Genomic DNA, 23,599 nt, shown 5'->3' on the forward strand with positions numbered 1-23,599 from the left:
TTATATATGAAAATGTTAAATAATTACATAACGACAGCCTCAAAACACACCATAGAACACATATTACATATCGCACGGCGTCTATTTGTTTAAAATTACGACAGAATTAAAGATCCGAACCTCAGTTCGTACGTTAAAACCGGTTTACCGGTGCTCATAACGCAGTCGGTTCGTAAAGACCGTTCTTCATTCTTCCTCACATCGGAGAACAGTAAACAGCCCCGGTATCTGATTGAAAAACTGAGCATCAGGGAGAGAGAAAATACTGACTGATTCACCATGGAAAAAGATCCCGTAAATCCGTATAAAGAAATTAAAATTCAAACCGTAAATACCCACAGAAAACAGATCCTGAAATCTCTGCAGCGCCTATATTTTGAACATTCTCACACTAATTAAAAAATTGTTGAATCACACTTCAAAAATTAGACTTAACTAAAATTATAAGCATCAGTCGACACTTTTTTATAAGGATTCGTTATGAGTTTGGATATACTTGTAAATATGCGGTATTTGTCGAATAGCCTTTCGTGAGAAGTGTCATATGAAACGAATCGCGGTATTGTTAGCATTTATGTTTATCAGCGCAGATTCAGCCGCTTTCTTTAGTCCCGATTGCGACAGCGCATCCGACTGCATGACCAAAGCGGAAAATCTGAGCAATCAGAATCGTCTGGCTGACGCCATAGATTATTACAGGGAAGCCTGTGATGAATACAGAAACAAGGACGGTTGCTATCAGGCAGGCGTTCATTATCAGTTCGGGCTTGGAAAAAGAAACAAGGCAAAGAATTATTATGTAAAAGCGTGCAGATACGGTTATGTGCCTGCATGCCATCTCAAAGAGATTTGAACTATCATAATTATAAGCCTCTTATTTCTTTGATAGTGTTTACGGCAGTCACCTCAGAGTGACCGCCGATTTTTTTGTTTACCGCCCCGTCGTTCTTATATCCTGTTTTTGCATATGCGTTTCCAGCATGTCAGTTCAGTCCCATAAACACAGCCATGCTTTTTTCGGAAAAATCAGCGGATTATTCATCATTTCGGAAACAAAAAAGGATTCGCAGCTACTGTGCGAATCCTTTCATGATTATATTTAATCGTAATTCATTCTGCCGTCAGACAGTGTGAATCATCAATTAGAAATTGTGGTTAACGAGTTCGTAGAAGCTCTTGTTTTCTTCGGTAACCTTACCCTTTGCGAGAACTTCGTCAACGATCTGTTCGAACATGGCACGGTTACGGATGTTGTTGAGCTGTTCTGGGTTCTTAGCTAAAGCCTTCTTGAATTCATCTGCCTGATCGTAAGCTGAAGCGATAGAATCAATGAATGCATTTACGCGTTCTTCGCTAGGAGTGATGTTGTACTTTCTGCAAACGGCACCGATGATGATCTTCTGCTTGATCATGTTAGCGCAAGATTCCTTTAACTTGGCTTCGTCAGCATCCTGCTGGTTCTTCTTGATGTTGTTGAACATGTTTTCAACTTCTCTTGAAGGTAATTCGATGTTGCCGTACTTGGCGATCAGCTTGGAAATAACTTCATCGCTGTTTTCTCTGAATACAACCTGGTTAAGTTCGCGTTCCATGTTCTTCTTAACGTCGGCACGGAATGCGTCAACACCGCCTTCAACACCGAAGCTCTTAACGAGTTCATCGTTGAGTTCAGCTGGCTTGCGGAGCATAACTTCGTTTACCTTAACCTTGAATAAAACTTCCTGACCGGCTAAATCAGTAGCGTGGTAGTCAGCAGGGAAAGTAATGTTGAATTCGAATTCATCATTAACCTTGTGACCGAGTAACTGATCTTCGAAACCAGGGATCATACGGCTTGAACCGATGATGATTGGGTAGTTCTGAGCCTTGGTCTTTTCAATTGACTGACCGTCCTTGAAACCTTCGAAGTCGATACGTACGAGGTTTTCCTTGGCGATTTCAGCTTCTGAAGCTTCCCATGAACCCTGCTGACGGCAGAGAGTGTCGATCATCTTGTTGATGTCTTCATCGGTGATCTGACCAACAACCTTCTTGAATTCAACGGTGTCAACACCTTCTGAAAGGTCAACAACAGGATATACTTCTACAGAGAAGGTATATGCGAAGTCATTGCTGATACCGGTATCTTCAATGTTTTCGATTAAAGGCATTGAATCTGCGAGGTTTTCAATCTTTGCTTCATTAAGAGCCTGATACATTGATTTGCTGATGAGTTCATTTACAGACTCATCCTTAACCTGATAACCGAACTGCTTGATTACTACATCATCAGGTACCTTACCCTTTCTGAAACCTGGGATACGGTTGGTCTTACCGATTTTACGTACTACCTTGTAATATGTATTCTTATATTCTTCTGCTGGAATTACAACCTTAATCTTACGTTCTAAACCTTCTGATGATTCAACTGAAACTTGCATGTTTTCACCTCAAAATAATAGTAGTCAAATTCTATAAGATTCTAAAAAGCATTTAGAATCAAAGACGTCAAAATGTTTTGTTCCTTACGCCTAAAGCAAGGAAACATACTTAAAAGTATTAAAAATTACCGCATTATAATGCGACAAAGGTTTTGTGTAAACTCAAAAATACCCCAGTCACCTCTGACAGACTTCACAAAAAACAACATTTTGACGTTTTTAAAGACATTATGTTTAAATTTTAAACAAATTAAATTCAAAAACTGTTCAGCACTGCTTATATCAGAGCTCCCGGACTGTATTCCTGCAGACATTGCTGTTAATATGACAGACATATTATGTTAAACGGTATGTACATTTCCCCGCAGGCATCGGGACATGAGGTTTTTCCGTCCCCCGGAAACTTAAAAATACCGTTTTTACCGCTTTTCACCTCATCTGCATCATAAACGGAACAATCATGACTGACAACGCTTCACAGGCAAATTTTCCGGCCGGAATAATAGAAGGATTTTTTGGAACCCCGTGGGACATGAAAACCAGAATGGCATTTATAGAAAATCTGAAAGGATTCGGACTCAACTTCTATATATACGCGCCAAAGAACGATTCCTGTCTCAGAAGGATCTGGTTTGAGGACTTCACAAAAGAATACCTTTCTGAACTTAAACGTCTCTCTGACAGAGTAAAATCATGCGGAATGAAATTCGGCATCGGTTTTTCTCCGCTGGGCGCAACAGCAGAGCCCGATAAATATCTTCCCGTTTTCATGAAACAGGTGCAGAAGCTTGTCACTGAACTGCAGCCGGAGTATTTCGCGCTTCTTTTTGACGATATGCAAATTTCTCTGGAGCATGAGGGAGCTCTGCAGAACACCTTTATAAAAGAATGCTACCGCATCATCAGGCCGCACGGAATTCACCTTATAACCTGCTCGAGCTTCTATACCACGGATCCGATTCTTGAAAAAGTATTCGGCAGAATGCCGGAAACATATTATCAGGACCTTCTCAGTGATATTCCCCGGGACGTGGACTTTTTCTGGACGGGCTCAAAGGTTATCAGTACCGACTATACCGCCGATGATCTGAAACTTGCCGCAGAACTTCTCGGCAGAAAACCGTTCATCTGGGACAATTATCCTGTAAATGATGGTAAAAAGGCCAGTGACCATCTCTATCTGCGGCACTTTAACAACAGACAGAACATCAGAAATCTTGCTTCCGGAATCGCGGTCAATCCGATGAAGCAGACATTTCTGAACCTCTTTCCGCTGGCATCCGTGTCAAAAGCTCTGGAGACTGATGACGACAAAGACATCGTGACCTCCGCCCTGCAGAAACTTTCTGTGAATCAGAGTCGGGAGTTCATTGATTTCATCAGAAGCAATTCAGAAATGTTTGCTTCAGTTCCTCTTCCTGAACTTCCCGAAGAAATGAAGGAATCTCTTCTCACGAAACTTGAATCATTCAAGGCCGGTGCCGATAACAGAGAACTGATACAGATAAGAGAACTGCAGGACTTTTTAAACCGCAGATACGTATTTGATCCGGCATGTCTTACAGGTTAATCAGAATAATAAGACCCGGCACGCATCAAAGAAATAAATAAAGGCGGTAATTCTGAGCATCCGCCTGAATACAGATTATTAGAGACCCGGGCTTATCACATTAAAATTTTCCGACGGCCAGAAAAAGCAAAACGTAACCGGATAACTCCGGTTACGTTCCTTTAGCTGAACCACCCTTCAACCATCGGCAGAAAATCATACGGGTAAAATGTTAATACAATAGAATTATACTATCGATCTAAGCAGACAAACGCCTGAGGAATTCATCTGCTTTTATTTTCCGCGAAAGCAAAAAGGAAGTTAACAGTCTATATGTTACCTTATCTCGGAATAATATGTATTATTCCGTAGCAAAGTTTTCTGTGAATGTCACAACATCGCTCTTCTTAACCTTCTCATTTACTGAAACGGTGTGAATCACGTCTCTGCCGCCGTCAAGATACATTACAATATCGATGGCCTTGCCGCCGCCGAAACTGCACTTGGTTCCGATAAGCTTAACGGAATCAAAAAGAGTACCTTCCTGACAGCTGAATGAGTCGATAATCTCTGCGATATCATTTTCGATAAAAGATTTTTTGCCTTCAGCAGAAATTCTGTTGTAAGACATTAAACCGTGGGTTGAGGTATTTGCGATAACCATGGATGCTTCTTCTGAAGAAACTACTTCGTATCCATCAGGTAAATTCATTTCACCGGCAAAAGAAACTGGAGCCAGCAGACAGGCGACTGCGGCCAAGATATTATTTTTCATTTACAAACATTCCTCATTAAAACTAAAACTCAGTTAGTTCATTAGATGCTTTATTTGTTGATTGATCTATTCATGTCCGGACAGGTGAGAACAAAGGAATCCCCGAAACGCTGAACGACATATTATCATTATTATAAACACACACTGTAAGACATCACATGAGCCGCTGTGTCTGTATCTTGCTTCTCATGCTATTCTTAAACCAGTAAAGCGCATCAGGATGCGCATTGATGATTATAACAGCAATTTAAAAAAATGGTAGGTCAAATTATTACCTTTTTGAAAAAATTTTTATATTTCAAAAACATATCATCATTATAATTTTTGCTAAAAAGCTTACATACGGCCCGTTTTCAGAATTTCCGCAATAATCTGCCGCGGGGCAAAAAAATTGTAATAAAAGTTCTTATATTGTATCATTTACGCCGAATAACGCTCCGGCCCCTGTACGGCATGCCGGATCGTAATACTCAAACACAAGTCAAAGGTCATAAAGATGACAGAAAACACTGCAGCTGAAAACAGCGACAACCTTCAGGACATATCCCAGAGATTCAGAGGCTACTACCCGGTAGTGGTTGACGTGGAAACCGCCGGATTCGATCCTAAAAACAGCGCCCTTCTAGAAGTAGCATTCTGCACACTCAAAATCAATGAAAACGGAGATTTTGAAAAGGATGAAATGTTTCACTGCAATATCAAACCTTTTCCGAATTCAGCCATTGAAGAAGCCAACATCAAATTTCTGGGAATTGATCCGTTTGATCCGGCTCGTGAAGCACTTGATGAAAAGGTTGGCCTTCTGCCAATCTTCAAACAGCTGAACAAGAAGGTTAAAAAGGCAGGATGCAAGAGAGCGATTCTTGTCGGTCACAATGCCCATTTTGACCATTCATTCATCATGGCCGCAGCTGAAAGACTGAATTTCAAGCGTAATCCGTTTCATCCGTTCACCGTAATGGACACCGCAACGCTGGCTTCACTCTTTCTGGGGCACTCGGTTCTCTCGGTTGCATGCGAAACAGCCGGCATTCCGTTTGATGCGGGGAGCGCACATGATGCCGCCTATGACACGGATCGTGAAGCTGAGCTCTTCTGCTATTTCGTCAACAGATTCAGAAAACTTGGCGGCTGGCCTTTATGCGGCGAGGATCTTGATCGTGCCAACGAGGCCAAAAACAGATACGCAAACCGAAACAGTACGGCTGAAGAAACTCCGGCAGCCGATGCCGAAGGTTCCGGCGCAGCCGAAGAAGGCAAAGTCTGCGAAGAGTAGTTTTCAGAAGCTTTACGTTTTTTACAGGACACACAGAAAAAGAGGAAGGCGCACCGGCACCTTCCTCTTTCTTTATGATGTCTGATAAAGCAGATTATCTTACAAACCGTTTTGACTTTCTCTGTTCTTCGACAGCAGCTTCAAATTCAGCCTTTGCTTCAGCCAGAGCCTCATTAAACTTCTTCACGGTATGAAGTTCAGCGACCACGTAAGACGCCAGGGTACGTCCCCAGTCAACATCAGACTGCCAGTGGAACCCGCAGATTACACGGTTCTGTCCCAGTCTGAGTCCGGTTTCCAGAATCTGGTTGCTTCTTCTCGGATTGATTTCAGTGAGAATAAGGGCAACACCCCATCCGTAGGTTGAATATCCTGAAGGATATGATCCGTCCTTGGCATGTCCCTGATCATCCTGAACGGAAGAACAGGTACGCTCTCCGAAATACACATACGGACGCTTGCGCTTATAGTAGCGCTTGGCGTTATTGCCCGGTTCCAGAAAATCACCAAGACTGTTTTCGATAAGATATACAAGCTTAGGTGTTTTTTCACGGCTCATTCTGATACCCATGGCGTCGGAAAAGAATGCGGCAATTGAATTACCGTCAAGTCTTGCTGAAAGTCTGGCATCCTCCCATGTCTTGGTGCCCTTATATTTTTTCAGATTATCCTTATAGATATCCATATCGATTTCAAAGGCTTTGGAATCTTCTCCGGGAGGAGGAGGCAGAAGCATCACGGCATCAGCGTAATCTCTTTTGGGAGAATCCGCAAAAGACGGATACTTTGATTTTCCCTTCTGATTGGAAACGGTTGAGGAATTCTGGTCATTCCAGGCAAGCGGCTGAGGAGTGTCGGCAAAGGATACATCCGTCATGACAAATGCAGCAACACACAAAAGAGGCAGAACACGACTTAAATTCATAAAAATTAACCCCTATCCTACGATTTAAAATATTTCCTTCTTAACAATTATTATTCATCTGTCGTAAGCTGTATTTATGATTATCTGAACAAACAACTTTCCTTATTTAATTCTATGATCACCTGACCTATGATTGAACCTGCTGTTCCGATAAAATGCTTTAATATCACAAAATTACAGCGTTCATCATTCACTTTTCTGACACAGTTCAATAATTGGGTAACCGTTGATAAATAAATACAGACTTAAGGTATGGAGTTTAACTTTAGAGCGTTATCGTGAATTTTGCGGAGATTACAGATTATATCAGCGTATACTATGCGGAGATTGAATATGTATATTTACCGGAACGTCAGCCGGACTGAATTCACCTGGAACGAACAGGCCCTGCCACTGAATCTTGCTGACGCTGGAATCCTGATAAGAAAAGGAGCAGGACGAAGCTCCAGTTACATTCCTGACGCTGTCGGAGATTATCAGGAATGACGTACACAAAAAAAGTCATAACCAGCACTGAATGCGGAATGATTATGCCGTTGTGCGTAGCATTATCTTAAAGAAGATCCTCAATTTCAGAAGGTTTTAATACCTTGCCGTATGAAACAACCTTTTCATTAACCACCAGTGCAGGCATGCTCATGATGTTGTAATTCATGATCTTTTCCATATCGGTAATATATTCAACCTCCACTTTCAGTCCCTTGTCCGCAACAGCCTTCTGAGTGTTTTCATAAAGCATGTGACATGACTTGCAGCCTGCGCCGAGAACCCTGATACTGGTGATTTTTCCCTCACCGGAACAGCAGCAGGAGGAGACGCTTTCTGAAGCAGACTTTTCAGAACAGCAGCATGATAAACCGCCGTTATCACCGGTTTCGTCTGAACGGCAGCATGGGGATTCGGACTTTCTGTCCTTCTTAAAAATCTGAAACAGTTTCATAGCCAATTTCCTCTTACATCAGAAGGTTCTGGAACAAATTGAATCCATAACCGACAATTATAATTCCGGCAACACAGATTGCCACAAAGACAGTCATAAGTTTAGGCTTTATGACCTTGTTAAGCATAACCATTGACGGCAGACTTAAAGTAGTCACCGCCATCATAAAACTCAGCACGGTTCCGAGCAGAGCCCCCTTCCCAAGAAGAGCCTCAGCTACCGGAATCGTCCCGAATATATCAGCATACATCGGAACACCTGTAAGGGCTGCCAGAACCACACCTAAGGGATTGTCACTTCCCAGCACGTTCTGAACCCACGTTTCAGGGATCCAGTTATGAATGAATGCACCTATGCCGACACCTATGAGAATATAGAGAAACACTCTTTTAAGTGTTTCAGTAACCTGTCTGCGTGAATATGCGATTCTGTCCCTGAAAGACATGGCTGCAGATTCAGCGTCAGCTGACTTTCTGCTGTTTCTGATAAAATCTGCAACCTGATCCTCCATGTGCATTTTTTCAATAAGCACACCTCCGGCCACGGCAATCACCAGACCGAGTACGACGTATATAACCGCTATCTTCAGTCCGAAGATACTGGTAAGAAGAAACAGACTTCCCAGATCCACCATAGGCGATGAAATCAGAAACGAAAATGTAACGCCAAGCGGAAGCCCGGCAGTGGTAAATCCCATGAAAACAGGAATGGAGGAGCAGGAACAGAAAGGAGTAACGGTTCCCAGCAGAGCTCCCGCAATATTCGCCCAGATTCCCCTGAATCTGCCCAGTATTCTGCGACTGCGTTCCGGAGGGAAATAACTCTGTATGTATGAAATTATCAAAATCAGCACACAAAGAAGCACGGTTATCTTTACCACGTCATAGAGAAAGAACTGGATACTTCCGCCCCATGGCGTACCCGTATCCGCTCCCATGGTCTGAAGACCGCTCTGAATAAGACTGTTAAGCCATTTCATTCCCAGGATCTGATCCTGTATAAAATCCCACATTACCTGAAACTCCTTCCGTAATAAATTCAGGTTTTACCTTTTCGATGCTCAATTACAGGACGGGTTCTCCATTACCTTAAAGAAGGCCGCGTCTCTTCCTTATCCGTACTTATCCGTACTTATCCGTACTTATCCGGCAATCCGCTTTCCGCCGGCTCTGTTGGCAATCCTTACCAGCATCAGCATTACGGGTACCTCGGTAGGTAGTTGCCAGAGCAGCCGGAGACGACGTTCCAAAGAAAGCAATCGCCACTGCAACGGCAAGTTCAAAGAAATTGGACGCTCTGATCATTCCTGCCGGTGCAGCAATGTCATTAGGCAGACGCAGGTATCTGCAGACGCCGTAAGCCAGAAAGAAAAGAGCCTGTCAGCACACCTGCCGCCATACAGAGAATTCCCCATGCTGACAGATACCTCTGAAAGGTATTTATTCCTTTATCACCTGAACTCATGACATCTCCTGTTTTCATCTTCTTATGCTGTTTTTCTTACATTATATACACATATAGATATATATCAATATATGATTTAAAAAAAAATAAAGGCAGATACCGTGTCTGCCTTTATCGGCTCCCCGGCTGAAGCCGAAACCGCACCGGAACGGTAAGGAATCCGTCATTAAGCCGGCTTTATTCCGGCCAGTGCTGCGAACATCCGCATGCAGCACTATCCGTTACACATTCTGTTCCCGAAACATCATATCTTACATATGATTCAATCATCTTTCTGAATGCGACGGCACCTTCAGGTGAAATGGAATAGCGCATCCACTTACCCTCCTTGCGCCCTGTGACCAGACCGCTGTCGCAGAGAAGTCTCATATGATGAGAAAGAGTCGGCTGTGTGATATTCAGCTCTTCAAGAAGTATGCAGCCGCACTTTTCTCCGTCCTGAAGCAGAAGCATTATGGCCAGTCGGTTTTCATCCGCAAGCGCCTTAATCTTTTTTACGTCATCTCTGAATTTCATGTGTTCTCTCCAATATCTCCGTGGGCGTATTATAACAGCTTATAAAAGGTAATTCTCTATACAATTGTTAATTTTTTAACATCTATAAAGAGCTAAATATATTATGCGACTGATTTGCCACGACTCATTCATGCAGAATCTCCGGTAAAACGTACCAGCGATGTAATTTATGTCATAATGAAACGGGACTAATAAGTTATGTCTTCGTTTTTCAGACGGAGATACGAATCAGCACAGTGTGCATAAAAGGATATACGGAGACAGTATGAGACTGTTTATAGCTATCAGGCTTTCTGATGAAATGACCTCGGAGCTCTGCAGAATCCAGCAGAAAATGAGAAACCTTGGTATTACAGGACGGTATTCTCCACCTGATAATCTTCATCTTACCCTGGCATTCATCGGCGATCATGATGATCCTGAAATCGTAATGAACGCCATTTCAGAGGCGGTTTTTACTCCATTTGAAATATGCCTCGGACGGAACGGCTGCTTTGGAAACATCTGCTGGACCGGCATCTGCAGAAACGCCAGGCTCGTGAGGCTTGTAAAAGACATACGCGGTGCTCTCAGAAGAAACGGCATTCCGTTTGACGGAAAAGACTTCAGACCGCATATTACACTGCTGAGAAAAGCTTCAGACACGGAGACAGCCGGAAAAATAAAGACTGTTCCGGTATCAATGACTGCGGACAGGATTTCTCTTATGAAATCGGATTTTACGGCTGACGGCGTACGCTATACGGAAATCGGAACGGTCAGAGCAGCAAAACCTGCCTGACCGGCGTAACGTTTCTGAATGAAAATCTGCCGACTTCCGTTATGCTAATCTCTCTTCCATACAAGCCAGTTGTCTGCGCCGATAATCTCTCTGGCAGACTGCTTCAGGTGTGTAAGAGTCATTTCTCCGTTAAGAAAATGCTTAACATAATCTTCAGGTTCATAGCATTCACATGTTTTCTTATCCCCGCATCTCAGACAGTAATCAGAAAACATATGACAGTTGTTGACGGTAAGTGAATATCTGCCGAGACACTTCCCCACCATACTGCGTGCGGTTTTTGCGATTTTCTTCCCGCCGACGGCATCGGTACCTTCACAGGAAACGTAAATGCTGAATCCGGTTCCGGCACTTGTGAACTCCTCAGGGGATACACGCTGAATAATACAGGTACCGTTGTCATTATGCAGTTCGACAATGCATTTATTGCCGCCACCCACGTATATGCCGGAATGTTCGATGTATCCCAGAGCCAGATCGCAGTAAAGAATCGAACCTATGACCGGTTCAACCCTGTCACGAATAACATTGTCTATAAAGGACCTGGCGAGAGCTCTGCCGGGAGTGTTAACCACGGTGGTAATAATATCTGTCATCCCTAATTTCATTCGTAAATCCTCTGTCAGACAATGTTTTTTATTCAGCTAATTAATGATAATAAAAATTCAGTATCAATATGAATCAAAGATCACAACTGCACTTTCTTTACCTGTCATCAGTCAATTTGTTTGACATACCTCTGCTTTTTAACACAAATATCAATATTATTTTTAAACGTGTTTTATCATATGTACAGCACTGAAAACGGCAATTATTTTAATCCGTATTATTTATCATACTGATATTAAGAGATATTGAAAGGAACATGCATGCAGACTGAATACAGGTACATAACCGAATCACTTGCCATTAACGATTACGGCAGCGGTGACAGAGAATTAGTGTCCGTAAATGACGGCCCCGGAGAACTTGACGAGCTCTTTCAGCGCGTAGGCTTCTATTCAGCATCACATGACTTCCGTGAGCTGTGCGGTTTTATAAGAAGGTTCCCGAAAATTGGTCCCTATAACGCCCTTCTGCTGCACATTCAGCGTCCCGGATGCACTTTTGTCGCCACGGCAAAGGAATGGAAGACAGACTTCAACAGAACCGTTAAACCGGGTGCCAGACCTCTGGTGATACTTCGGCCCTTCGGACCGGTAAATTTTGTATTTGATCTTCAGGACACTGACGGTCCGGATCCGTTTCCGGAGGATTTACTTGAACCTTTCAAGATACATGACCGTTCGCGTGAAGCTGAATGCCGTTACGCTCTTGACCGACTTCTGAACGCAGTTCCGGCTGACGGAATAGCCTTTTATCCGTCAGATTTCAGCACTGCCGCCGCAGGTTACATTGAAACTGCCGAGATTGGTTCCTGGCAGAAATTCAGAGGACATCAGCTGAAGGTTCACTACAATCTTGTCGTCAGCAGAAATCTTCCGCCGGTGGAAATGTTTGCCTCCGTTCTGCATGAACTCGGACATCTCTACTGCGGACATCTGGGCACTGTCGACAAACGAGCGTGGCCGGACAGAAAACACATAACTGATGCCGGCATAAAAGAATTCGAGGCGGAATGCGTTTCATGGATAGTATGTTCCAGAATGGGAATCGATTCCGAATCGGAGAAATACCTTGCAGATTATCTCGATCAGAACAGCAGAATTCCGGATATCAGTCTGGAAGTCATACTGAAAGCCGCCGGCATGATCGAAACCAGAATAAAAAAAGGCATTCCTGTTCCTAAATCACTGAAAATAAGCTGATCTGAATTACAGTTTTCAACTGTTGTAATTATTAAACCGGAAAGAACAACTCTCATTCTGATTTCATCATATCACTGAGATTGTTCGGCAGTCAGGGCTGACTGTACTTCACAAGAAAACAGTATACACTTTACAGTTTACCGTAACGGGACACTCTTCACCAGCAAAAGCCTAAGCATATCTTTCATCTGTACGGGAGTGAGTTTCTGAAGAGCCCCGGCCACTTTAGCCTGCGGATATTTGATAACATCTCCCACCGCGGGTTCAACAAACGCAAACTCACTCCGGTCCATTGTCATGTCGTTAAAATCCTGACACACTCTAAAAAACACCGGAGAGATTCTCGAGCAGAATTTCCTATAGTCCCTGCTTAGTCTGCTCATATCAACGGTATCAGTTCTTATCTGTGTCAGTAACCTGATACTGCGACCGCGCGAGGTTATTCTGAACTTTATCTTCGAAGCCAGACTGTTTATCTGCTTAAAAGTAAAGGCTTTAAATGATCGGTAGAGTACATCATCACTCAATGATACGGTTTTCTCCAGCATTGACTCTATTTCCTTAAGATTAAGCATGTCTCTGTCCGTTGTCACCGACAGGTCGGAGGTATCGGAAATATCACAGGTCTTTCCGGACATCCGGTTATCAGCATGAGCAGGATCCCTGCCTGAAGCGGAATTTTTTACGGAGGATGAGTCCCCGTGACCGTCTCTCCCTGGAAGTTTCTTCTTATCTCCCGTCATTTTTACAAAACGTCCGTGAGCGTCTCTCGGTCTTGATATTTCCGGCCTGATTCTCATGGGATTATTCAGCCAGTCATGATCCGAGATGAATGGATTTCCTGTTTCTTCAAAGTAGCCATCACTGCTGAATATGTGACTGTTAAGAGCCTGATTCATCCGTTCATCATTACTTTGAGGAAGTATTCCCTTTCCTGATTCGGATTGATTTCCGGTGTTTCGGTGAATCCTCGCAAACATTTCAATGGTCATCTGCTTCTTATCCGTGACTTTTCTGCTTACCGGAGAATCTCCGCCGAACAGCATCCCGCTCAGCTGAATTTTTCTGTTCCCGCTGTCGCATACAGATCCTGCATAAGAATCTGATAAACTGCAGGTCTCAGTTATTCCCTCCTCTTTAAATGACCTGTCAGCTCCCGCCTGCCTTATCGCTGATACAGATAAGGTACCATTCCCGTTCGTCCGGATATTACACGGATTTACACCATGTTTTACACTCTGCATTACACTTTTGTTACCACCTCCGGTTTTTCTGTAGGACCTTTCAGAAAGAACCCTGCTTTCTGAAAGCATATCGGATAAGGATTGAGATACAGGACTGTCCGTGCCGGCATATTCTGTAACCTGAGCTGCTTCATTCATCATAGAACTTAACCTGTATTGAGGCCTCAATGGTACTGACACCTCAGAAAAGATGCCTTTCGTTAAGTCATCCCGGACAATCCCGGAGGCTGCGGATATCCCGCAGTCAGATTCCGAACCTGAGGAAAAAGCATCAGGACTGATGTTCTTCACGGGCTCTGTCTCTTGAGAGTTATGGTCAGCACCGGAATTATCCGGAACAGGCTGTAATGAATTCATATTCGAAGTCTGTTCCAGCGTTTCACCATCAGCCTGCCGTGTCTCTTTCATTTCTGAAGAATCTGCAGCGGCTGATTTGCAGACTGGGTCTGATTCAGGAGTATCAGTCCGGTTTTTTATATAGCAGGAAGAAGCTTTATCCTTCAGTGATTCTGCGGCATCAAGACACTGACTGACAGTAATAGGTCTGCCGGATCCGGAATTATCATTAACATCAGACACTGTTTCTGAAAGACCGGAAGAATCTGCCAGACGACCGCAGAGACTGTCATAAGCCTTAAGCATGTCACCCGAATATGAGGTAAGCGGAGCCGGTTTCAGACCTCCGAAAAGGAACTCGGGTCTCACGATTTTAAGTCCGCGGAGTTCCGTAAGCTCCTTACCGTCAAAGGATACCAGAATCCTATGCAGAATAATGGAGGATGATCCACCCGCATACTCTCCTATTCCAGTAAGAATGAGCTTCTCATAAAGATCCATGCTGTCTTTTATTACCGCGGCCATGCCGGTGTTTTTAAGAGGTGCCATCATGCTGAAGAAATTAAAGGTATTCACGCAGAGCAGACATTCACGCTCCGTAAAAAACAGACAGCTGTCCGGAGCGTTGCATGGATTTGACGATTCGGCAATTCTCTGCTGGAGGAGTTCCACTGCAAGTTCCACGACGCCAGACGTATTGTCGTTGATACTTCTGAATACATTGAATCTGCGCTTTATCTTCAGTGAATCTTCATTTTCTCCTGAGGTTCCTGAAACCGACGGAGCGCCGCTTCTCCGATTGCAGATCATGATTTCTTCATTCAGGGGAACAGGACCGTCGCCGGAGTCAGACATGATTCCGGCCTTGACACCTCCCAGTCTTATCTCCGTCAGATAATACTTAACGCTGAGAATATCGGCTCTTTTGACCAGATCATAAAAAAGCGAATTTCTGTCACCGCTTATGCAGGCATAGGTATGCTCCAGAAGATCCGGAGCCTTAAGCATCCAGGAAAGAAAGGTCTGCGGGATGACCGCACCGGCTGCAATCATGGCAAGCTGCTCATGTCTCTTTCCCCTCAGGGGTACATATTCAAAAAGATAACCTCCGCAGTGATGTTTTCTCAAAAAATCGTAAAGACCGGTATCAAGAGGATTCCATTCCCCCTTCCATCTGTCGTGACATGCAGTACATGTTTCTCCGTTCCCCTTATCCGCGGACAGTAACGACGGTGTTCCCGGGACCTCCTGTTCATTTTCATGTTTCAGTCTGCATCTGCGGTCGGTATAGACTCTGAGGTCCGCCAGAGGCTTTCCGACGTCATGAAGCATGGCTGAGGCGAAGACGCATCCCGCCACTCTTGATTCCCTTGCCGTTCTTTCTCCTCCCGGAAGATGAAAGTCAATACATTCATCAAAGAGAGCTCTGGAGGCGAAAAACGCGGTTTCCAGACTGTGAGTTACCAGTCCCAGAAAATCATGATGGTGATAGTACTCCGATGCCGGAAGAGTATAGGCAAAGGAGATGAAATTTCTGATAAGAGGCATCAGGCAGACAGAAAATTCCTTATCGGTAAGAGGCAGAATATCCCTGATTTTTCCTATAAGATCTTCATAAAGTTTAAGGATATCATCAACATCAAGAAGATCCTCCGGCATGTCAAGGTCTCTTAAGTTTTTTTCATTCTGAGTCAGGAAGACAGGTTCCCGGGATAAGACCTTTCCGGAACCTCCGGTAAACACTTTTCCCGGCTGTTCTCTCTCACGGGGAATTTCCCCTGCAATGGTTCTGCCTGAAGAGAACAGATTCCTTAAGGCAGTCATATTCTGCCGGATCATGCTTACAAAAGATTTCATGAAGAATACCTGCTGTCGGGGAAATATTGCGGACAAATTCTGAAAAGTGCTGAGTAATTCAGCACCTTAAAAATCAAATGCTGGATTAATCCGAATCAGAAAGGAATTCAGACCGCCTTAAATCAGGGATGGTTCAGGCGATCCGGACATGAGTATGAAAATGAACAGGTCTGTTCATCTGTTGAGTCATAAACATTATGACGGCCTGCAGATTAAACTTTCCTGTGATGCTGGAGAAGTCAGATATTTTCATTAATTTTTTAGACTAACATTTTGGACACTTTCTGCTTTTTTTCATAATTCACACACATCCGTTCAGATCCATATCGTTATTTAATTCATCAGGATCACATTCCTGATATTTTTTCCTGCATTGTCCACCGATGTTACGCTGTCTGCGACCTTAATAAAAGGCTCTGTTCCGGAACTATCCGGATTACATCAGCAATACTCGCTTTCACAAAAAAAAAACATACATTATTCAGATGATGAGACATTTCCATCGGCCATAAGCTGCGTGATAATCAAATGAGCTTTAAACAAATAACCGGAAAATTCAGCAGTCTGTATCCTGTAATTGCCTACAATGACAGGAACAGACTTTTTTATCTTAACGATTCAGGCGGTTCCGCACTGGGAGCGGGAGTCGTATCTGAACCGCTTGCGGGCGGTGATGAAACCATTGCCCAGCGTCTCGGAGTACTTCTCAATCAGGATCTTCCTGAAAACTCCGTACTGCAGTTTACCCTGCTTGCCTCTCCGTCAGTTGAAAATCTTCTCAGCGAACAGGAAATGATACTGCTTAATCTCGGAGACTCAGGTGTTCTGTCAGGCGTTATCAGAAGCAAGCTCGAATTTCTGCGCCGTTGCGTGGACACTCCGCCTCACGGCATCAGTTCCCGTCTCCGCAACTTCAGACTGCTGGTGACGCTGACAGTTCCGTGCGACCGGGCACTTCCCGACGACGGCGAGATTCACGGAGCGGAAGTGCTTTCGGATACCCTGATTCAGATTCTCAATACCGCGGGAATCAGAGGCAGAATGATGAATGCGGATGATCTGCTCACCGAGCTCTGTCCGTTCTTCAATTCCCACAAGCAGGCCTCATGGAGATCCGGTCGCGTAAAAGCCGACAGGACGCTGCCAATCAGCGAACAGCTGATGGATTACGACAGTGACCTCATCGTAAACAGGGACTGTCTCGAAATAGGCGGCTATACGGTAAACACCTATTCGGTCAAACGCTATCCTGAATACGTTTATTTCGGGAATGCCACAGCCTATGCGTCAGACGTGTTTACCGGGACCCGCGGTATATTCACGCCGTTTATGATAACCGGCACGATACATTATCCGGAGATATCAGGACTCAGGTCCAGAATCAACGCCAAAAGACAGTGGGTTGTGAACCAGGCCTACGGTCCCCTGCTTAAATTCGAGCCGAAGCTTGCCATTAAAAAGCAGGGGTTCGACCTTATCTATGAGGAAATGGAAAACGGGGCCAGACCTTTAAAATTCAATCTGACGGTTACCACCTTCTGCAGGGATGCTGAAGAAGCGGTAAACACCGGTTCCGCCCTCAGAGCCTACTACAAGGAAAACGGATTTGAGCTTATGGCGGACAGATACTACATTCTGCCGATATTCATCAACGCACTGCCGTTCGGCACCGATCTGCAGGCCTTCAGTTCCCTTATGAGATTTCGGACTCTGTGCTCCACCCACATTCTGCCCCTGCTGCCGATTTTTGCGGACAGTTCAGGAACCGGAACGGGAGTAATCAATCTTTTCAGCAGATCCGGACAGCTTATGAATCTTTCACTGTACGACTCCAGCACCAACTACAATCTCTGTATCGCGGCGCAGTCGGGAAGCGGCAAAAGCTTTCTCGTAAACGAGATTCTGGTTTCCTATCTGGCAAGAGGAGCCTGCTGCTACGTTATTGACGTGGGCCGTTCTTATGAAAAGCTCTGTAATTTCCTTGGAGGAAGTTTTCTGTCATTCGGGATAAACTCCGACGTTTCCCTGAATCCCTTTGAATGCATCAGGGATTACGCCGATGAGGCCGACATGATCAACGGACTTCTGGCCATCATGGCCGCACCTACGGAAAAGCTGTCGGATTTTCAGACTGCCGAGCTCAAAAGAATCACCGGAGATCTCTTCAGAATACACGGAACCGCCCTTTCAGTCGACATCATCGCGGAGGAACTCGGAAAACATGAAGACGTCAGAATAAGGGATCTGGGCAGACAGCTCTATTCCTTTACCTCAAAGGGAGAATACGGCAGATTCTTCTCGGGGCACAACAACATGAGGCTTAACAGCAGTCTGACGGTTCTTGAACTTGAAGAGCTCAAGGGACGAAAGCATCTGCAGCAGGTGGTGCTCCTTCAGCTTATTTATCAGATTCAGCAGGACATGTACCTCGGTGAAAGAAACCGCCCTAAAATCATCATTATCGATGAGGCCTGGGATCTTCTGCGTGACGGAGACGTTTCAGGATTTATCGAAACCGGCTATCGCCGTTTCCGCAAGTACGGCGGCGCCGCCGTTACCGTAACCCAGTCCGTAAACGATCTTTACAGTTCCGAGGCCGGTGTGGCCATTGCCGAAAACAGCGCCAACATGTACCTTCTCGGACAGAAAGCGGAAACCATTAATCTGCTCGAACAGGAAAAACGTCTGCCGCTCTCATCGGGTGAATATGAATATCTGCGTTCAGTACATACCATGAGCGGTATGTACTCTGAAATATTCGTGATAAGCGACCGGGGAAACTGCGTCGGCAGACTGGCGGTGGATCCTTTCAGAAAACTTCTCTATTCCACCAAAGCAGAAGAAGTAACTGCCATTGAATCCCTTACCGGACAGGGAATGTGCGTTACCGAAGCCATTATCACCCTTCTGAAAAGAAAGCAGGAGGCCTCCGGAGGATTAAGGCAGTGACACACTCGCAAAGGATGAGGATGTTTATTAAAAGACTGACGGTTTTCATGAGAATAACCACGGTTGCGGCAGTCATCGTTTTTGCCCTGTCCGTAACGACTCTCCGGATGCTGAATCTTAAAATCGGCCTCGACATGCAGAAGGAGGTCTGTCTCGGCAGATTCTTTATCTACCGGGATGATTTTGTTTCGCCGGAAATCTTTATGAAAAGAATGAATGAAAAAACAGGGAAGTCCCGTAAAACCGACTGGTCAGGACTGAAGGATAAAGCTTCGGATACCTTATGCTGCAGGAACAGGCCTCTTGCCGTAAAGCTGCTCCGTGATCATTCCATCTTCAGAAAAGGGACCATTCTCCTGAAAAGATTTACGGCAGGTCCCGGAGATCTCCTGAAAAAACACAGGAGCAATATCGTGGTAATAACCGACATAAAGCCCCCTTTCTCCGGAAAACATCCGAATTCAGGATACGGTAACGTAATGAGAATTGGCGTAAATATCATTCCGCCGCTTAATTATGCCGGAGTTCAGAATCAGATATCTGAAATCATAAGACTCGGACCGGATGAATACTTTTTTACGGGAGATGCTCCGAATTCAATTGATTCGAGAATTATCGGCACCTTTCATGAAGAAGAGATTCTGGTTTCCGAAGTCATCTTCATGTTCTGATGCGGAAACATTTCATATAACTATCTGAGGATTGGGAAGACATTTTATGAAACGAATTCCATCAGCAACCGGTCGAGGGAGTGCATGCCGGAAATTTCCGCAGATGATGACTGTTGGTTATCTTCTTGGGCTGTACGCTCCGCTGATGCTTTTCGCTCTTTTTCCGGCAGTGAGCTCCGGAGAGGAAAATCAGAGTAAGGACTACTTAAACGACGTACGTTTTATAAAGAGTGAAACTGAAAGAAAAATCAGGTCGTTCAGGACATCAGATGCACTCAGGGATGAAGGCGGCAGCAGAAAAGGAGACTATCACAGGTATTCCGAAACTGCTGAAGACCGCGTCAGGAGAGATTCGGTTACAGGTGACGGAAAAGCAGGTTTTAAAGCCGCCGATACCGGTATGAAGAATTACTCCGACTCAGCTTACGATGAATCTCCCAGCAAGTCCGGAAATAACCGCAACAGGACCGTAAAAATATATGTAAACAGTGAAATGCCACTGAAACATCTCAGGCTCATATGCTCACAGAAGGATCTGTACAAACCTGTATTCAGGGATATGCCGGCCCCCCGCGTTCTGTCCATGCTGATAAGCTCCGGATGCTCATTCTCGGTAAATCCTTTTGAGTTTGCAGAGAAAAGAATCACCATGGTTCCGTATACCGATGACTATGACGACCGCCCTTCCGATGTCTATGGGGCCGCTCTTCCGGAAACGGCTCTTGATGCTCCACCGGATCTTGTCTGCAGAGACATAAATATTACAGATAATATTTACAGTGGCGATTCTAAAGACTCTTTCGATGCAACCTACTGCGGATTAAAACCTGACGCAGACACTGAAGCTGAATTTAACGCAGGTCTTGAAAACTCCAGAATAAGAATCATCAGAAATCTAAAGTCCGGAACTCTTCCGCCTCTGAACAGATAAAACATGGATAACCGGTTATGAAACAGCTATTTAAGAAACACCCTACTCATGAATTTTACAGTCTGCGCTGCCGGGAACCCGGCACTCAGGCAGCAGCTACAGCATCATGCCTGGCCTTTCTGATGCTGTTTGCGGCAAATGATGCTTCGGCACTTGAGCCCGATTATCTCAAAGGCTATGCCTGTCCAAGAGTCGATATCTTTCATGACATTCTGGAATCAGTACCATATAACGCCATGCTTCCCATATATGTGGGAGGAACCACAATGGGAAGTTCGGAGCACGGTGACAGAATACCTGATAAAGCTTCAAGAAAAAGTGTCTGTTCCTGCAGTCATGAACTCGGGATACCGGAAACCGGGCTGGTTATCGGCATGTGGGAGGTTGCCTATATTCTGGAGCTCACCAGGGAACCGGGATGTTCTCCGGTTCTCGGCACTGTTTTCCCTCTGCCTGACCGGGGAATCGGCTCGTCGGGAAGCGGAGAGCTTGACAGTTCGGATCTCAGTCTCTATCACGCCCACCTCTACAGTTTTCCGCTTAATACCATGCTTAACCTCTTTACCGACTTCAACTGCGGAAGGTACGATTACATGGACATGGATCTGCTGTATGCCTCGGAGTTAGACCGCAGCTGGTATGATGAGAGCTTTGCCCTTATAACCACTCCGGAACTGAAAACGATGGCCAATGCAAAAACGGTGGCTTCATGCAGTGCTGATGCCACCCTGTCATTCAAAGGAAAAACGTCTGATGAACTCTTTTACTGTGCCGGATCGTGGGGATTTCTGTATCCATTGAACGGGTATGTGAATTCGGGAGGCTCCGTTGCGGAAAACACCTCGCTGCTTGCGGTAAGAGTCATGAATCTCCTGCACAGGCGCGGACTTCTGCCGGTAACCTTCGGTGATGAGGCATTATGCGGAGGCATACATTTTAATGAAATGAGCAAAAGCATGTACCGCTTCAGCATGCTTTATCCCGTACCGGAAAGAAGCGACAACCATGCCCTCGGAGCCCCCGTACAGTTCTGGGAAGGAGATGCCAGAGTTCCGCCGTCCTACCATGATGTTATCTATCTGGTGTGGAGATACCGTAACTGCTGTCTGGGAGCGGGCAAGAAATAAAACCTGATTAAATGACTTAAACATGCAGACTGAAATCAGCCGATGCCTGGGAATTTCAGGCAGAATCTGACCTGAACAGAACAGAATAGAACAGAATAGAATAGAATAGAATAGAATAGAATAAAACAGTACAGAACTTTTTCGGGAAACGAACACTTATCGGACTCAGGATTCCGGAAAAGTCCTGCCGCTGAAAAGGGATATCAGGTCTCTACGTAAATATAATGGCCAGAATAAGTAAGACTCCTGCCGTAATAGTGATGGCAGGAATTACGATACAAGCCGTATGTATAAGTTTTTTCTCCTCCGGTCACTCACCACATGATCAGAGAGAGCAATATGGAAAAAGCAACAGGGAACAGAGAATCACGCCAGAAGAACATGTATGAACGGATATCGGTGCTCCATCTTCCACTCACATGCCGTGACTGAAAAGGCTGATTTTTCCTCTTATAATTAAGCAATAACCAGTCCTGCGCTGAGCACTCCAAGGAGTATTCGCACTAGTTTCTTAATATTTTTGAGTGATTATTCTGAATACCAGACGGAGCACAATGCTAGTGTTTTAGTCATTTCTACCGTTGCTGTACATATACTGCTCATCGACATCAGGAGTCAGTTATGTTTCAGCTTCGTAAACGGAAATAGTGTGAATGAATCCTAATTCCATAATGATAAAGAATGTTAAAAATAGAAGACTCCCGTCCGTACTGTCATAATTACCTATTATTGATTAGATTCTATACACGGAAAGAGACTCTTTTTTTAAGCCTCTTCCGATGATCTCACGGATATTTACCACACGGGAATGTATATGAAACTGAAGAAAACAGTTCTGAAGACTTCTGTATTTTTGCTGTCTGCCGTTCTTCTCAACGGAGCCACAGCTGATAGTGATACATCTGAAAGCAGCATTATTGAAGCTTTGAAGAAATCTCTTAATGACAACAGTACCGGACCAATACTTGACTCTCTGCAGTATCCAATAACCATGTGCGTTAAAAACAGAATTTCGAGATTCCGTAATGCCGATGAACTCAAATCATACAGTCTGGAAGAACTGCTCGGAGGCAGTGAAGTCATTCCGATTCTAAAAGATTATCTGAATAATCAGGCAGGTGCCGAAGCTGCGGAAGTGTCGTACGGCAACAGACAGGTATTCAACATAACTCAGCAGAAAACCGATGCCCAATACGTTTCCATAAACTTCACCGGGGACGGCATATACAGAATAGAACATGCCGGATGCAACGGTTCGAAATTTCCAAAGCTGAAATTCTGCGGAGACAGAGAAAAAGATGCCAAAATCAACATGATGGCACACAACTCCACTGTATTTTTCAACCGAGGTACTTACGAAAACTTTTCTGATACAGGGTATTCAAAGATTGTAATGACGCCGCTTGAGGATACAGCCGGAGGTGCCGTTGATTTCACGCTTAACGGAAAGAAACTGAATCTGACAAGAGATCCCCTGTCATTTGATGAAGCTCCCACATATACGGACGGAACACGTGAATACATGATTCTGTCTCCCGGAGAATTTAACGAGATCTACTGCTTCTATCCGGGCAGATGCAGACCAGTACCGTTCATTCATGTATTTTCAAGAGCAAAAGGTTCTGACACATGCGATGCTGAAGAACTGGTTCTTGCTGAAAAGTTTACTTTCAATTTCTGCCAGTTTGACAGAAACATGAGCAGTGAAATCCGTCTTTATACGGAAGGATTCTCCTTTAATCCTGAACAGGTGGCTTCAGGTATGGATTCCTATGCAGGCACTGACGGCAGTACCTCATTAAGATTCGAATCCAGAACCATTAAAATAGAAATTCCTGATGAGGAAGGTGGCGGAACCTATGACAAAAAAGCCTCCATGGCTGTTCTTACCTACGGCGGCAGTACCTACGAAACCGAAATAACGGAAAATCCTTTAATTTACTCAACTTTCCCACATGATTTTGAGTGGAAAAACATAGCGCAACCTTAATCCATGCGGTTTAGGTGTTTTTTAAAAACATGTATTGATT

19 protein-coding genes and 1 pseudogene are annotated in these 23,599 nt (G+C 44.5%); 11 read left to right on the top strand and 9 right to left on the bottom strand.

Annotated features, from left to right (window positions below):
• The first annotated feature begins 574 nt into the window (after positions 1 to 574).
• The gene (locus T489_RS0109030; RefSeq protein ID WP_031579725.1) at positions 575 to 853 is read left to right on the top strand and encodes an SEL1-like repeat protein; all 279 of its coding nucleotides are present in this window, start codon (positions 575 to 577) and stop codon (positions 851 to 853) included.
• Positions 854 to 1,142: 289 nt separating this feature from the next.
• Here the strand turns inward: T489_RS0109030 and tig are convergent, their stop codons facing one another.
• Complete coding sequence (tig, locus tag T489_RS0109035) at positions 1,143 to 2,420, bottom strand: trigger factor (protein WP_031579726.1); 1,278 nt, start codon at positions 2,418 to 2,420, stop codon at positions 1,143 to 1,145.
• Positions 2,421 to 2,880: 460 nt separating this feature from the next.
• Here tig and T489_RS0109040 point away from each other — a divergent pair, with 460 nt between their 5' ends.
• Complete coding sequence (locus T489_RS0109040; RefSeq protein ID WP_051621949.1) at positions 2,881 to 3,990, top strand: beta-N-acetylglucosaminidase domain-containing protein; 1,110 nt, start codon at positions 2,881 to 2,883, stop codon at positions 3,988 to 3,990.
• Between the two features lie 340 nt (positions 3,991 to 4,330).
• Here T489_RS0109040 and T489_RS0109045 read toward each other — a convergent pair whose 3' ends face one another.
• Positions 4,331 to 4,744, bottom strand: a complete 414-nt coding sequence (locus tag T489_RS0109045; protein WP_031579728.1) for a hypothetical protein — start codon at positions 4,742 to 4,744, stop codon at positions 4,331 to 4,333.
• 496 nt (positions 4,745 to 5,240) lie between these two features.
• Here T489_RS0109045 and rnt point away from each other — a divergent pair, with 496 nt between their 5' ends.
• Positions 5,241 to 6,020, top strand: a complete 780-nt coding sequence (rnt, locus tag T489_RS0109050; protein ID WP_084155483.1) for a ribonuclease T — start codon at positions 5,241 to 5,243, stop codon at positions 6,018 to 6,020.
• A 94-nt stretch (positions 6,021 to 6,114) separates the two neighbouring features.
• Here rnt and T489_RS0109055 read toward each other — a convergent pair whose 3' ends face one another.
• Positions 6,115 to 6,945, bottom strand: a complete 831-nt coding sequence (locus T489_RS0109055) for an acid phosphatase (protein ID WP_051621951.1) — start codon at positions 6,943 to 6,945, stop codon at positions 6,115 to 6,117.
• 333 nt (positions 6,946 to 7,278) lie between these two features.
• Between T489_RS0109055 and T489_RS14945 the strand changes: the two genes are divergently transcribed.
• Positions 7,279 to 7,431, top strand: coding sequence for a hypothetical protein (locus T489_RS14945; protein ID WP_157608169.1), 153 nt, complete (start codon positions 7,279 to 7,281; stop codon positions 7,429 to 7,431).
• A gap of 67 nt (positions 7,432 to 7,498) precedes the next feature.
• Here T489_RS14945 and T489_RS0109065 read toward each other — a convergent pair whose 3' ends face one another.
• The 4 genes and pseudogenes from T489_RS0109065 to T489_RS0109080 all read right to left on the bottom strand — a co-directional run bounded on the left by T489_RS0109065 (position 7,499) and on the right by T489_RS0109080 (position 9,865).
• Positions 7,499 to 7,885 (bottom strand): thioredoxin family protein, encoded by a 387-nt coding sequence (locus T489_RS0109065; RefSeq protein ID WP_031579732.1) that lies wholly within the window; start codon positions 7,883 to 7,885, stop codon positions 7,499 to 7,501.
• 13 nt (positions 7,886 to 7,898) lie between these two features.
• The gene (locus tag T489_RS0109070; RefSeq protein ID WP_031579733.1) at positions 7,899 to 8,897 is read right to left on the bottom strand and encodes a permease; all 999 of its coding nucleotides are present in this window, start codon (positions 8,895 to 8,897) and stop codon (positions 7,899 to 7,901) included.
• 129 nt (positions 8,898 to 9,026) lie between these two features.
• Positions 9,027 to 9,258 (bottom strand): annotated as a pseudogene (locus T489_RS14680) (arsenic resistance protein); the annotation flags it as partial.
• Positions 9,259 to 9,526: 268 nt separating this feature from the next.
• On the bottom strand, positions 9,527 to 9,865 hold the full coding sequence (locus T489_RS0109080) for an ArsR/SmtB family transcription factor (protein ID WP_031579734.1): 339 nt from the start codon (positions 9,863 to 9,865) through the stop codon (positions 9,527 to 9,529).
• A gap of 265 nt (positions 9,866 to 10,130) precedes the next feature.
• Here T489_RS0109080 and thpR point away from each other — a divergent pair, with 265 nt between their 5' ends.
• Positions 10,131 to 10,646 carry an RNA 2',3'-cyclic phosphodiesterase gene (thpR, locus tag T489_RS0109085; protein ID WP_031579735.1) on the top strand — a complete coding sequence of 172 codons (516 nt, stop codon included), beginning with the start codon at positions 10,131 to 10,133 and terminating at the stop codon, positions 10,644 to 10,646.
• Positions 10,647 to 10,690: 44 nt separating this feature from the next.
• Here the strand turns inward: thpR and T489_RS0109090 are convergent, their stop codons facing one another.
• Positions 10,691 to 11,254, bottom strand: a complete 564-nt coding sequence (locus T489_RS0109090; RefSeq protein WP_051621953.1) for a C40 family peptidase — start codon at positions 11,252 to 11,254, stop codon at positions 10,691 to 10,693.
• A gap of 261 nt (positions 11,255 to 11,515) precedes the next feature.
• Here T489_RS0109090 and T489_RS0109095 point away from each other — a divergent pair, with 261 nt between their 5' ends.
• On the top strand, positions 11,516 to 12,454 hold the full coding sequence (locus T489_RS0109095; RefSeq protein WP_031579737.1) for a hypothetical protein: 939 nt from the start codon (positions 11,516 to 11,518) through the stop codon (positions 12,452 to 12,454).
• A 137-nt stretch (positions 12,455 to 12,591) separates the two neighbouring features.
• Here the strand turns inward: T489_RS0109095 and T489_RS0109100 are convergent, their stop codons facing one another.
• Positions 12,592 to 15,891, bottom strand: coding sequence for a TraI domain-containing protein (locus T489_RS0109100; RefSeq protein ID WP_031579738.1), 3,300 nt, complete (start codon positions 15,889 to 15,891; stop codon positions 12,592 to 12,594).
• 528 nt (positions 15,892 to 16,419) lie between these two features.
• Here T489_RS0109100 and traC point away from each other — a divergent pair.
• From traC to T489_RS0109130, 5 genes are all read left to right on the top strand, one after another.
• Positions 16,420 to 18,840, top strand: a complete 2,421-nt coding sequence (gene traC / locus T489_RS0109110) for a type IV secretion system protein TraC (protein ID WP_031579739.1) — start codon at positions 16,420 to 16,422, stop codon at positions 18,838 to 18,840.
• A gap of 20 nt (positions 18,841 to 18,860) precedes the next feature.
• A complete protein-coding gene (locus T489_RS0109115; RefSeq protein ID WP_031579740.1) occupies positions 18,861 to 19,511 on the top strand; it encodes a S26 family signal peptidase in 651 nt (216 codons plus the stop codon).
• A 46-nt stretch (positions 19,512 to 19,557) separates the two neighbouring features.
• The gene (locus T489_RS0109120; RefSeq protein ID WP_157608172.1) at positions 19,558 to 20,442 is read left to right on the top strand and encodes a hypothetical protein; all 885 of its coding nucleotides are present in this window, start codon (positions 19,558 to 19,560) and stop codon (positions 20,440 to 20,442) included.
• Positions 20,443 to 20,459: 17 nt separating this feature from the next.
• Positions 20,460 to 21,569, top strand: coding sequence for a TraU family protein (locus tag T489_RS0109125; RefSeq protein ID WP_051621954.1), 1,110 nt, complete (start codon positions 20,460 to 20,462; stop codon positions 21,567 to 21,569).
• A gap of 814 nt (positions 21,570 to 22,383) precedes the next feature.
• Positions 22,384 to 23,559, top strand: coding sequence for a hypothetical protein (locus T489_RS0109130; protein WP_031579743.1), 1,176 nt, complete (start codon positions 22,384 to 22,386; stop codon positions 23,557 to 23,559).
• The last annotated feature ends 40 nt before the right edge of the window (positions 23,560 to 23,599 follow it).

This window comes from Ruminobacter sp. RM87 (genome assembly GCF_000701925.1).
Lineage (GTDB): Bacteria > Pseudomonadota > Gammaproteobacteria > Enterobacterales > Succinivibrionaceae > Ruminobacter > Ruminobacter amylophilus.